9 protein-coding genes and 1 tRNA gene are annotated in these 12,413 nt (G+C 37.3%); 5 read left to right on the top strand and 5 right to left on the bottom strand.

The annotated features are described in order from the left end of the window. Positions 1–147: 147 nt before the first annotated feature. The gene (locus tag M0R21_08975) at positions 148–321 is read left to right on the top strand and encodes a GxxExxY protein (GenBank protein ID MCK9617951.1); all 174 of its coding nucleotides are present in this window, start codon (positions 148–150) and stop codon (positions 319–321) included. A 97-nt stretch (positions 322–418) separates the two neighbouring features. Here the strand turns inward: M0R21_08975 and M0R21_08970 are convergent, their stop codons facing one another. Further along, the gene (locus M0R21_08970) at positions 419–2,299 is read right to left on the bottom strand and encodes a PAS domain-containing sensor histidine kinase (protein MCK9617950.1); all 1,881 of its coding nucleotides are present in this window, start codon (positions 2,297–2,299) and stop codon (positions 419–421) included. A 455-nt stretch (positions 2,300–2,754) separates the two neighbouring features. Here M0R21_08970 and M0R21_08965 point away from each other — a divergent pair, with 455 nt between their 5' ends. Beyond that, positions 2,755–3,519 (top strand): hypothetical protein, encoded by a 765-nt coding sequence (locus M0R21_08965; GenBank protein ID MCK9617949.1) that lies wholly within the window; start codon positions 2,755–2,757, stop codon positions 3,517–3,519. Between the two features lie 11 nt (positions 3,520–3,530). On the opposite strand, the gene M0R21_08960 is transcribed toward M0R21_08965, so the two are convergent. The 3 genes from M0R21_08960 to hutI form a co-directional block, all read right to left on the bottom strand. Then, the gene (locus M0R21_08960) at positions 3,531–3,908 is read right to left on the bottom strand and encodes a hypothetical protein (protein ID MCK9617948.1); all 378 of its coding nucleotides are present in this window, start codon (positions 3,906–3,908) and stop codon (positions 3,531–3,533) included. A 76-nt stretch (positions 3,909–3,984) separates the two neighbouring features. Continuing rightward, the gene (locus M0R21_08955; GenBank protein MCK9617947.1) at positions 3,985–4,677 is read right to left on the bottom strand and encodes an aspartate/glutamate racemase family protein; all 693 of its coding nucleotides are present in this window, start codon (positions 4,675–4,677) and stop codon (positions 3,985–3,987) included. A 9-nt stretch (positions 4,678–4,686) separates the two neighbouring features. Continuing rightward, complete coding sequence (gene hutI, locus M0R21_08950; protein MCK9617946.1) at positions 4,687–5,943, bottom strand: imidazolonepropionase; 1,257 nt, start codon at positions 5,941–5,943, stop codon at positions 4,687–4,689. Between the two features lie 147 nt (positions 5,944–6,090). Here hutI and M0R21_08945 point away from each other — a divergent pair, with 147 nt between their 5' ends. The 3 genes from M0R21_08945 (at position 6,091) to M0R21_08935 (ending at position 10,546) form a co-directional block, all read left to right on the top strand. Beyond that, positions 6,091–8,205 (top strand): C10 family peptidase, encoded by a 2,115-nt coding sequence (locus tag M0R21_08945; GenBank protein MCK9617945.1) that lies wholly within the window; start codon positions 6,091–6,093, stop codon positions 8,203–8,205. Positions 8,206–8,269: 64 nt separating this feature from the next. Next, on the top strand, positions 8,270–10,351 hold the full coding sequence (locus tag M0R21_08940; GenBank protein ID MCK9617944.1) for a C10 family peptidase: 2,082 nt from the start codon (positions 8,270–8,272) through the stop codon (positions 10,349–10,351). Between the two features lie 121 nt (positions 10,352–10,472). Beyond that, positions 10,473–10,546, top strand: a tRNA-Asp gene (locus M0R21_08935). Between the two features lie 54 nt (positions 10,547–10,600). Here the strand turns inward: M0R21_08935 and M0R21_08930 are convergent. Beyond that, positions 10,601–12,409, bottom strand: a complete 1,809-nt coding sequence (locus tag M0R21_08930) for a DegV family EDD domain-containing protein (protein MCK9617943.1) — start codon at positions 12,407–12,409, stop codon at positions 10,601–10,603. Positions 12,410–12,413 lie beyond the last annotated feature (4 nt).

Genomic DNA, 12,413 nt, shown 5'->3' with positions numbered 1-12,413 from the left:
GTACGAGCTGGAATTGTAAAGAATTCTTTTGAATATCTTTATTCAAGTGCACGAAATTATGCTGATGAAGAGGGATTTCTTGAAGTAGAATTAATAACAATACCATTAAAGACAATAAAATAAATCAGCGGGGTTAAAAAGTAAGATATGGAAATAAATCAAATTACTGAAAAGATAATAGGCTGTGCCATAGAAGTACATAAAAATCTTGGACCTGGTTTGCTTGAATCCGCTTATGAGGAATGTTTGATTTTTGAATTAAGAAATGCAGGATTAAAGCAGAAAGACAAATTGCTGTTCCTGTGGTTTATAAAGACATAAATATTAAGCTACGTGGTTCTCCGTACAAGTTAAAATATTATAACACAAAGAAAAACAAACCTTAGTGCTGCTTCGTGCCTTCGTGGTTTATATTTTTTTAACCACTAAGAGCCTTTAGTCTCGCTTTAGGTTTAGTGGGGTTGCTTTTTAGCGAAAAAATAAAGGTGCTGCCTTTTTCTAATTCACTTTCAACCCGGATTTTGCCACCATGTTTTTCGACAAATTCCTTGCACAAGATAAGTCCTAAGCCTGTCCCCCTCTCCTTTTCGGTGCCTAACGTACTAAATTTGCTATCTATTCTGAATAATTTTTGAATATTTTCTTCGGCTATTCCAATTCCATTGTCCTTAATAGAAACTTCATAAAATTCGTCGTTTTTGGTCAGGGATACAAAGATCTTTCCCTGTTGAGGAGTAAATTTTATTGCATTTGCCAGAAGGTTGCGCAAAATAGTATTAATCATGTTTCTATCTCCGTTCACCATGGCTTCATCAGTAATCGTCGAAAAGATTTGAATATTCTTCCTTTCCGCCTGATTGGTTAATAAGTTGATATTTTCATGAATTATATTTTTTAATTCAATAGCCTCCGGCTGATAATGTATGCTTCCCGTTTGTGAACGAGCCCAAACCAGCAGATTTTCGAGCAATTCAAATGCCTGTTTGGAAGAACTTTCAATGGTATGCAAATATTTTTCTATTTCATCCTTATCGTAATCGGAAAAATTATTGATCAGCAAATCGGAAAAGCCCAAAATGGAATTAAAAGGGCTTTTTAAATCGTGAGCTATGATAGAAAAAAATTTGTCTTTAGTTGCATTGAGATCCCTTAACTCCCCAGCATTTTTTTTAAGTAAAATCTCGGCAGCTCTGCGTTCGGTAACATCGCGTAAAATTCCTTCATGGTAACGAATATTATTTTGTTCATCCATAACTAACCAGCCATGATCCTCCACCCATAATTTGGATCCGTCTTTTTTTCGTAAAGAATATACCGCAATTTCTTCCAGTTCCTCTTGCAGTATTGCACTTTCACGGTCAGAGATGTCAAAATAAAGTTGTGTTTTAATATCTATGGCAAGAAGTTCTTCTTTATTGGCATAACCAAGCATTTTATACATAGCAGGATTTACATCTATAAATTTACCATCAGGAGTACTTCTATATACTCCGTCGGGCATAGATTCAATCAGGTTTCGGTATTTTTTTTCGCTTTCTGCTAAGGCTTTTTCCGTTTTTTTACGTTCGGTAATATCGGTAGCTACACCTACCAGCGCTACAATTTCCCCTCGTTCATTTTTCACTGCTGATGAGGAAATAAATATGGGAAAATCAGTGCCATCTTTACGACGGTTAATTAATTCGCCATGCCAGTTTCCGCTTTTTGTTGAAGGAAGAATTTTTTTAATATATTCAGGATCGTTGTTTGGCGATCGTACCATTGCAATATTTTTGCCAATCAATTCATCTTCGGTATATCCATAAGTTTTCAAAAATTTTTCATTAATAAAAATGATCTTATCTTCAGTATCGGTAACGCTTACACATTCCGAGAGGCTTTTCACCGTATGCGAAAGCAGGCGCACACGTTCATCAGCATTCTTCCGGTCGGTGATATCCAAAATGAGGCAAAAAAAAGCTATAATCTCGCCATTTGAATTATAAACCGGGTTAACAGATAGTTCCGCCCAAAAAAATGAGCCATCTTTCCGTACATATCGTTTTTCAATATGACGATTGCTTGTGTTCCCATTCAGGAAATTATTAAAGCAATCCTCTGTTGCTTTTATATCGTTGGGATGGGTTATTTCCGCATTAGCAAGATTAACAAATTCTTCCTTAGTATATCCCATCATTCTAAATGCAGTGTCATTGCATTTATATAATCTTCCCTCCGTATTTGTCAACAAAACACCAAAATCCCTTGATGCAAACAAAGCATTAAATAATTCTTCCTTAAACTTTATTTCATCATTCATTGATTCTTCCTTTTAAAAATTAAAAAGAAAATATCCGACTTTTGAATATTTTCCGACATTCCAAAATATGTATGCAAAATTAGTTGTTTTTTAGATTAGAAATCATTTTTTTAGAGAATATCTGTTTTCTAAGCCATAATTAATTCTCAGGTTTATTTTTTATTTTAACCCTGGCTGAGCGGTCCCGATAGCCATCGGGATGTATTCCTGCAATAATATTAAAGTAAAAATTTTCCGATAGTAATATTTAATTAGCTAATTTTTATTGTGCCAATTAATAATTGGGAAAAAGTAATTCTATAATTTGTATTTTTTTATCAAGAGAATTCCTCGGTACTTGTACGGGGTAATTCACTTTACTATATTTGTGAGCAAAAAAGCAAGAGACAAGAAGAAAATGACTGGCAACCAGTGATTATTTAGATATTGTAACGTAAGTTAAACAACAGATTCACATGAAAAAACCAGGTTTAATTGTATTGATAATAATAAATATAGCTTGTTATGGACAAGTTTCATATAATGTGGCAATGAGATGTGGCTCAAAAAGTGAAAAGGCTATGGAGTATTTCAATTTAGCTAATTGGGGTCTTAGCACAAATCAATTAAATGGATCAAAAAACTTTTATTTAAAAGCAATTCATGAAGATTCTTTATTTTGCGATGCTTGGGACAACTTATCAATATGTTGCAGAAGAATGGGTAATTATGAAGATGCATTTACCTCTGGGCTTCATTCGCTCATAATTGATTCTACAAATGCGAGTGCATGGTCAAATTGTGGATATGCAGCTTTTTTAAATAATGATATTTATCGGGCATTGACTTCTTTTGATCATTTACAAAGGATTATTCCAAGCGATCCAGAAGGTTATTATGGGAAAAGTATGGTACTTTATTCTATTGATAGTATTTCTGAGGCTCGGATTAACATTTATAAAGCAGATATGAAATATAAGACTTCTAATATTCGTAAAGGACCAGAAGTAGATTTACTTAAAGGATTTATCGAATATAAGAGTGGTAATAAAAAATTGGCACAAACTATATTTGAGGATATTTATTCAAAATTCAAAAAAAATCCTGAGTTAAATTACTTTTTGGGAAAATGTTTGCTTGAGAATGATAACAATATAAAAAAATCTCAAAAATATATTGATAAAGCTATAAAACTAGGATATGTTATGCCTAATGGAACAACTAAGCAAGATAATAAATAGTGCCATCTCCCTTATTTCGGTGGCAGAATATTGTAAAGATGTAGCATATCCTTACTGTAAAACAAAACATAGTTACGTATTTTTAAGTAGCCCTTTTCGCGGAGCCGCTGCTGCTCTTCCTTTATTAAAACCAGTTTATCACCTATTTTTAAAAACTCTTCCTTCGGCTCGGCACTTATGGTGGCAGGAACGCTGAAAATATATTCCAGTTCAGAAGTCCGAGTTCCCCGCTTCAGTTCAATTTGTTGGTATTGCAGCTTGTATTTATTAATTATAGTTGTATCCGTAGTTTTCAAAGGAGACTGCGCAAAGGAACACGTGCTGAACAATGTTCCCCCTGAAAGTATAAGCATTTGAAATACTGTAATTAACTTATTGATATTTTTCATAACACCCTCCTTGCTTAAGGAATGGGAATATTACAAAAAAATAAGAAGGTATGCAAGTAAATAAAGAAAAAATATTTCAGGAAGCCAACGCCAATTTCACTGCAGCCATGCAATGAATTTTTGTGGTATCGAACAGAGGTGCATTTACATCTCCCTGCGCAATCAGTAGTGGAATTTCGGTACAACCGAGAATAATCCCTTCGGCACCTTTGCCTTTTAGTTTACTGATTATTGAAAGAAATTGTTCTTTCGATTTCGGGTTACGGATGCCATAGAAAAGTTCATTAAAAATGATGTTATGAATAAATTTTCGGTCGGTTTCTTCAGGAATGTGTACTTCGATGCCTTTGTCCCTGATTCTTGACGAAAAAAACTGTTGTTCCATGGTAATCAGTGTTCCCAGTAAACCTACCGAACGGATGTTTGCCTTCATCAGTTCCTCTACGGTGGCATCGGCTATATGTACTAACGGAATATGAATAGATTGCTGTACTTCTTTGGCAATAAGGTGCATAGTATTGGCACAAAGCAAAAGCATGTCGGCTCCGGCTTTTTCAACCATTTTTGCATTTTGGATTAGAAAATTTGCAAGCCCGTTAAAATCTGATCCTTTCATAAAAATTTCCACCTCGGCAAAATTGATAGAATTAAGAATGATTTTTGCTGAGTTGTGTCCGCCGAGCGTATCCGCCGTAAATTGGTTAATAATACGGTAATAATCGAGCGTTGATTGCCAGCTTGTGCCGCCAATGAGTCCTATTGTTTTCATTATTTCTATCTATTTAATTATTTTTCCATTAAGAATTACAGTTTCCACCTTGTTGCTGCCATAAGCATAAGGCATAAAAGCATAAGTAGGAATTTCCTTGGTGATAAATAGGTTAGCTACTTTGCCACGGGCAATGCTTCCATGCGTTTCACTTAAACCCATGGCATATGCAGTATTTATTGTTGTGGCATTTATTGCTTCTTCAGGAGTAAGACGATACATGATACAAGCCATGGAGAGTACCAGTTGCATGTTGCCGCTGGGAGATGATCCCGGGTTAAAATCACTTGCAAAAGCCACTGGCAAACCAGCTTCTATCATTTTTCGGGCAGGAGTCAATGCCATATTAAGGAAAAATGCGGCTCCCGGTAATACCGTAGGCATGGTTTCGCTACCGAGCAGGGCATCAATTTCGGCATCACCAGTGTACTCCAGATGATCCACCGATAGCGCATTGTATTTTACTCCTGTTTGAATTCCACCGGAATAGCCCAGTTCGTTGGCATGAATTTTCGGGCGGAGACCATATTTCATACCAGCCATCAGTATTCTTTCCGTATCCTCAACGGTGAAAAAACCGTGGTCGCAAAACACGTCAATGTAATCTGCCAGATCTTCGCCGGCAATCTGAGGAATCATTTCACTGATGATCAGGTCAACATATTCCTCCTGTCTTCCTTTAAATTCAGCAGGTACGGCATGTGCTCCCAAAAAAGTAGGTACTATGGTTACCGGCGAATGCTCTTTCAGCTTTTTGATTACCCTGAGCATTTTAATTTCATCTTCTACGGTCAATCCGTAACCACTTTTAATTTCTACTGCACCAGTTCCCAGTTTGATAATTTCATTTATCCGGGGCATTGCCTGTTCAAAAAGTTCATCTTCCGAAGTTTCGTGCAACCGCCTTGCCGAATTCAGGATTCCGCCCCCGCGACGGGCAATTTCCTCATAGCTAAGCCCTCTGATTTTATCTACGTATTCAATTTCGCGGCTCCCAGCATACACCAGGTGGGTATGGCTGTCGCAAAATGAAGGAAAAACCATTTTGCCGGAGGCATCAATTTCTTTAATAGTGGTTTGCCGTATTTCAGGCAGGTAAGGAAATAGGTCTTCCATTTTGCCGAAATCCTTAATTTTCCCATTGTCTATTAGCAGCCATGCATTATTGATGGTTTCCAATTTTGACATTGCCTTGCCTGATATACATGTAACGGGTTTATATTCAACGCTTATTAATTCTTTGATGTTTTTGATTACTATTTTCATCATGTGAAGTTTTTGATTACTTAGGCTGTTCAAAATTACAAAAACAGGGTTTATTTAAATGAAATATTTTTTAACTTACCCATATATTGTTTCGTTTTTTCGTTTATCTTTGTCCGTTTTAAATAAAAAATCAAAACAATTAATCACATGAAAAACAAATCATTACTATTATTTATCTGTTTTTTCTTATTCGGAATAACTAGCAGTTACGCATGGAAAGTTGAGCAGAAAGATGCAGAGCGTGTTGCACAAAATTTTTATTATGAAGTTCACAACCAATACTATGGCAGTATCAGTTATGATAATATCCATTTTAGCGATGTGTATATTCAGAAAAAAGATGGAGATGCTGCTTTTTATATATTCAGCATAGAGCCTAAAGGATTCATCATTGTTTCGGCAGAAGATGTGCTGACACCTATTCTTGGATATTCAACTGAAAGTAATTTCAGCATGGAAAATGCCAATTTTAAGAGTTTTATGAGCACTTATACTGAACAGGTTGCTTTTGCTCGTAGCCAATCTCTGGTAGCTGATGAAAAAACACAAAGCGCATGGAATCATTTATTAACCACCCAAGTAGCTAATCTTACTGCCATTGATGGTGCAAGGGATGTGTCTCCGTTAGTACTTATGACATGGGATCAGGTTTACCCGTATAATGCAATGTGCCCGGAAGATGCAGCAGGAACTGGTGGGCATGCCCTAACAGGATGTGTAGCTACCGCAATGTCAATGATAATGTATTATTACCGTTATCCATTGCAGGGACAAGGTTCGCATTCTTACAACAATCCACCTTACGGTGTTCTGACGGCAAATTATGGAGAGACTTTTTACAAGTGGGACGCTATGCTCAACTCGACAAATGGTACCAGTGGAAACAGCATTCTCCCTGTAGCGGAAATAATGTTCCATAATGGAGTGGCAGTGGATATGGATTATGGTGTTGACGGCTCGGGAGCTTACAGTACCTATGTACCCCCAGCATTAATCAATTATTTTAAATACTCTTCTCTTACCCAGTATTTGAATAAAATGAGTTATACCCCAACAGCATGGGAGAACATGATACAGCAAAGTATTAACGAAAAAAAACCTCTTTACTACTCGGGAATAACTTCTGAGGGTGAAGGACATGCTTTTGTTTTAGATGGATACCAGATTACTACACCTTCCAATTTGTACCATTTCAACTGGGGATGGAGCGGATCGGACAACGGATATTTCACGCTTCAGGATGTACATGGCTTTAATTTGTCACAAGGTATGGTAAAAAACTTTGTTCCGGGGCAGGATTATCCTTATGGATGCGGAACCACTACGCTTACCTCTACTTCCGGTTCGTTCGAAGATGGAAGTGGTCCGCTTTCCAACTATGAAGATAATAAAAACTGTTCATGGTTGATTGCTCCCCCCGATTCAATACGGTATTTCAACCTTAATTTTACATCTATGGATATTGCAGCCGGTGATACCGTTAAGATTTACGACGGCTCCGATGCCAATGCACCCTTGTTAGGCGCTTATTCAGGTACTACGTTACCGGCTATCATCACTTCTACCGGCGACAAGGTATTTGTTAATTTTATTACCAATAACAATACAGGAAGTCAAGGATTTATTATTGAGTATACTCCCGTTTATCCTACCTATTGCAGTGGTATCACCACCCTTACGGAGCCAACAGGAACTATTAACGACGGAAGCGACGATAAAAATTATAACAATAGGTCTATTTGCCGATGGAAAATCCAGCCATTAAATGCCGATGGAATAACTTTAACATTTAACAGTTTTGAAACTGCTGACGAAGAGGACTTTCTGGAAGTTTACGATTTAAGTAATAACCAATTACTTGCAGCATGTACTGGCTCTGAATTGCCTGCTCCTATTACTTGTGCAAGTGGTAAATTATACCTTATTTTCAAAACCGGGGATTATGGAACTGCAGCAGGTTTTGAGGCTCAATGGGAAATTGGAAACGTTGGGATAGCTGACAAGAGTATTTTTAACAATTTTATGGTATATCCTAATCCGACAAAAGAAAACCTGAACCTTACTTTCACTCTTCCCGAATTGCAGAGTCTTACTGTACAGTTGGTATCTGCGTCCGGCAATGTAGTTTATAACCAAACTGAGGATAATTTCTCAGGTTATTATTTTGAAACCATAGATGTGAAAAACCTTTCTGCCGGAATATATTTACTCCGTATTATTTCGGACAAGGGTGTTGTAAACAAAAGAGTTGTAATTAACTAATTTAAAAAATATTTTAAAAATGCCGTCCTTCCTTGGATGGCATTTTTTTTAATTCATTATCTCAATGGCAAAAAAAACCTTTTTATTTTTATTTATCGTTGTATGTTTTTTTCTGCAAAGTCAAGCTGGTTTTGTTCCTGAAAAAAAAGCCCAAAGTGTAGCACAATATTTTTTTTCAGGAAAAATCTTTTTACATCCACAATACACAGTTTCAGGTGGTAAGGCTGAATATGTTTGTACCGAAAATTTTTCCGGAATGCCAGCATATTATGTTTTTAATTTTTCGGAGGGTGGTTTTATAATCATTTCGGCAAGCGACAGGTCATATCCTGTGCTGGGCTACTCCTTTGAGGGAAGCTACCGGAATGATGAAAAACCTGCGAATTTTGCTGCCTGGATGCAGGGGTATGCCCAACAAATTGTATTTGCTGAACAACAACAACTTCCTGCCGATAAAAAAACCTCTGATGCCTGGACACTATGGGCGTGTAATACAATGCAATCGTTCCCGGAAAATGAAGATGCCATTGAACCATTGCTTTCTTCATCATGGGATCAAGGTTCGCACTACAACGAATTATGCCCTTCCGACCCCGGAGGACCCTCCGGACATGTATATGCCGGTTGCGTGGCTACCGCTATGGCACAGGTAATGTACTACTGGCGATACCCTTTGCAGGGAACTGGATCACATGGCTATTATTCTGAATATGGCTATCTATCGGCAGATTTTGGCAACACGACTTATCAATGGGAAAATATGACCAATTCTATCAGTCAGACAGGGAATGTCTCCATGGCAACGCTGCTTTATCATTGCGGGATTGCTGTGAATATGACCTATTCTCCAAGCGGTTCCGGTGCTAACAGTTGGGATGCTGTCCAGGCATTGAAAACGTATTTTAATTACTCTGACGAAGTTACGTTGCTCGATAAGGAAAATTATACGGAAGAGGAATGGGCGTCGCTGCTGAAAGATAACCTTGATCAGTTACATCCCTTGTACTATAATGGCTATGGCTCAGGGGGACATGCTTTTAATGTGGATGGCTATCAGGGTGATGCCTATTTCCATTTCAACTGGGGCTGGAGCGGATCGTATAATGGATATTTTTATCTTAATAATCTGAACCCAGGTGGACAAAATTTTACAGAAGGACAAGGCGCTATCGTAAATATAGTTCCTGGGGATAATTATCCCTATTTTTGTGATAATCATGTTCTCAATTACCATTGTGGAACTATTGATGATGGCAGTGGACCTGTAAACAACTATCAGGCAAGTGCAGCATGCAGTTGGCTGCTGGTTCCGGATGATACCGTATCTTCAATTACCTTATCTTTTGACAAATTTGCAACGGTACAGGATATGGATGTTATGAAAGTGTACGACGGGATTGATACAACCGCTCCATTGTTGGGAATTTTTTCGGGAACCAACCTTCCTCCCGTATTGCATTCTACTGGTGATAAAATGTTTATTACTTTTATAGTAACTAGCACTACTCCCATGCAGGGATGGACTGCAACTTATCAAGCTCCGATAGCAGAGTTTTGCAGTGGATTACAAACACTTACTGGTAGTTCTGGTATTTTTTCTGACGGTAGTGGCGGATATAACTACCAGAATAACTCTATATGTCAATGGAAAATCAGCCCACCGGGCGCTCAGTCCATAACACTCGATTTCAATTCATTTGATATTGAACAGGAAAATGATTTTCTAAAGATTTATAATTACACCACCCAGGAGCTTATCGGCGAGTATTCGGGCAATACCATACCAGAAACTATTCACGTAGCAACCGATAAATTGTTTATCCTTTTTTATACCGACGAGTTAAACACATCTACAGGATGGAATGCCGAGTATACAAGTACGACTGTTGGAATTTGCGAAACAGAAACCGGCGATGGTATACTTTTATACCCTAACCCAGCCAATACTTCATTTCAGGTACGACTTCCTGAAATGCAGGCGGTAGATGTGGAAATGTATGCCGCAACAGGCAATTGCGTCTATCGGGATTCTTTTGTTGATAACACTGAAATACAAATACAAACCACCGGATTACCTGCGGGATTGTATTTTGTAAAAATTTCTGATGATAATCATTTTTTTTATAAAAAATTGATTATTGAGTAGTTAGTTTGAGAATTTTTTTAAAAAAATTTCTCATTTATTTTGATGAGTAGAAAAAAAGATTACCTTTGCACAGCTTTTCGGATCCAAACGGAAAGTTATATTAAGTTCATTACAATATATTGGTTCGGTAGTTCAGCTGGTTAGAATACGTGCCTGTCACGCACGGGGTCGCGGGTTCGAGTCCCGTCCGGACCGCAAAATCCTGGCATTTGCCGGGATTTTTTGTTTATGGATTTTACACCTTAAATCCTAATCTAAGAGAAAAGATACTGCAACAGTGCCTGCTCCGGCACTAATACCCACCACCGGAGAGATATTGTAAATAAAAGCAGGTTTTTTGCCAATAATTTTTTCAAGTTTTAAAGCTAAACCGGATGCTAAATCGTTATTATTAGCATGAACAACAGCATATTCCCATATAGTTTCTTTTTCCACTATTGCTGCAATTTGCCGAAGAATTTTTCGGATACTGCTTTTTTGAGAAAAGGATTTTTCGTGCACTTGGGGTTTTCCTTCAGCATCAATTGTAATAATGGGTTTTACATTAAGTATTTTTGCAATTAATCCTTTCATGGGGCTGACTCTTCCACCCCGGATAAAATACTTTAAAGTACTCGGACTTACTATGAGCCGGGATTTTTTAACCCATTCTGGAATTTCGGTATTAATACTTTTGAAGTTTTCTCCATTCTGGATAGCCCGGGCAATACGCAAAACCAGCAATCCCTCCGCGCCTGTAACTGATTTTGAATTAACTACAGATATAGGTTTTCCCATGTTTTCCGTTACATTTTGGGCAGCTTTTTCGCTATTAAAAAATGTTCCGCTGAGTTTATCCGAAATATGTACGGCAAAAATATTTTTATAATGTGTGGATAAATAGCTGAACTTACTTACCAAATCGGCATAAGAGGGTTGTGAAGAAGTGGGATAATCTTTGCTTTTTTCGAGCATTGTATAAAATTCATTCGGTGTAATGGTGATTTTATCAAGAAAACTGTTTTTACCAAAATGAATATTAAGAGGGATAGTATGAATCTGATATTTTTCAAGAAGTTCTTCAGGTATGTCGCAAACGGAATCAGTGAGTAAGGCTGTATCCCACTTTCGGTTTATGGCAATTTCTTTTTGTTTAGCCATATCATCAACTTTTTGGTAAGATATGGTACCATAAGAAGCTAATACGGAAAAAACCTTTGCAGGATTATCCGTATGAATATGTAAACGCATTTTTTGGGGAGAACCTGCTATTACAAGCGAGTCTCCCATCGGTTCAATTTTTTCTTTAATTTTATTTTTTGATATTGCTGATAAGTCATTAAGAGTTATCATTGCTTCAGTACAATAGCGAAAAGTAATTTCCTCATGAGATAATGCATCAAAATCTGCTGTTGCTGATATTATTTCGGGCGGTACAATTTTTATCACCTCTTGTTGCCTGAAAAAATCCACCATGCCTTCCAGAAAAAAAACGAAAGCTTTGGCTCCTGCATCCACCACATTTGCTTTTTTCAGTACTTCCAATTGTTGAGTGGTTTTTTGTAAGGATTCATATGCTGCTCTTAAAGCCTCAATGATGAGTTTTACAAAATCATCGAAAGCATCTTTTATCAAATAAACATATTCAGCCCAGGCTTTTATAACTGTTATCATAGTGCCTTCCACAGGATGGGCAATAGCTTCGTAAGCATATTTCACAGACTTTTTTACAATATTTGCAAAGGCATCAATATTAAGATTGTCCTCATTCTCAATTTCACAACTGATTCCGTATAAAAATTGTGCAAAGATAATCCCTGAGTTGCCTCGCGCACCAGACATAGCCGCTTCGGCAAGTGCTGTTGCTGCAAGTTTAGGATTATCAGTAGGGATATTACTATCTACGATAGAACGCATCGTAAAAGCAAGGTTAGTTCCCGTATCGGCATCCGGAACCGGAAAAACGTTAATTTTATTTAAAATGTTTTGATTTTCAAATATCCGTTGAGCTCCGGCTAAAAAACTAAAGTAAAATTTTTTCCCGTCAAGTTCGCTTATTGTTTCTATTCGTTTTTTCAAGAAT

Source organism: Lentimicrobiaceae bacterium (genome assembly GCA_023227965.1).
Taxonomy (GTDB): Bacteria; Bacteroidota; Bacteroidia; order Bacteroidales; family JALOCA01; genus JALOCA01.
This window is presented reverse-complemented; position numbering and strand designations above follow the sequence as displayed.

Bases quoted from the DNA above. Each gene is read 5' to 3' on its own strand.
- M0R21_08975 (MCK9617951.1), top strand. From the start codon at position 148: ATGGAAATAAATCAAATTACTGAAAAGATAATAGGCTGTGCCATAGAA.
- M0R21_08955 (MCK9617947.1), bottom strand. From the start codon at position 4,677: ATGAAAACAATAGGACTCATTGGCGGCACAAGCTGGCAATCAACGCTC.
- M0R21_08960 (MCK9617948.1), bottom strand. From the start codon at position 3,908: ATGAAAAATATCAATAAGTTAATTACAGTATTTCAAATGCTTATACTT.
- hutI (MCK9617946.1), bottom strand. From the start codon at position 5,943: ATGAAAATAGTAATCAAAAACATCAAAGAATTAATAAGCGTTGAATAT.
- M0R21_08965 (MCK9617949.1), top strand. From the start codon at position 2,755: ATGAAAAAACCAGGTTTAATTGTATTGATAATAATAAATATAGCTTGT.
- M0R21_08940 (MCK9617944.1), top strand. From the start codon at position 8,270: ATGGCAAAAAAAACCTTTTTATTTTTATTTATCGTTGTATGTTTTTTT.
- M0R21_08945 (MCK9617945.1), top strand. From the start codon at position 6,091: ATGAAAAACAAATCATTACTATTATTTATCTGTTTTTTCTTATTCGGA.
- M0R21_08970 (MCK9617950.1), bottom strand. From the start codon at position 2,299: ATGAATGATGAAATAAAGTTTAAGGAAGAATTATTTAATGCTTTGTTT.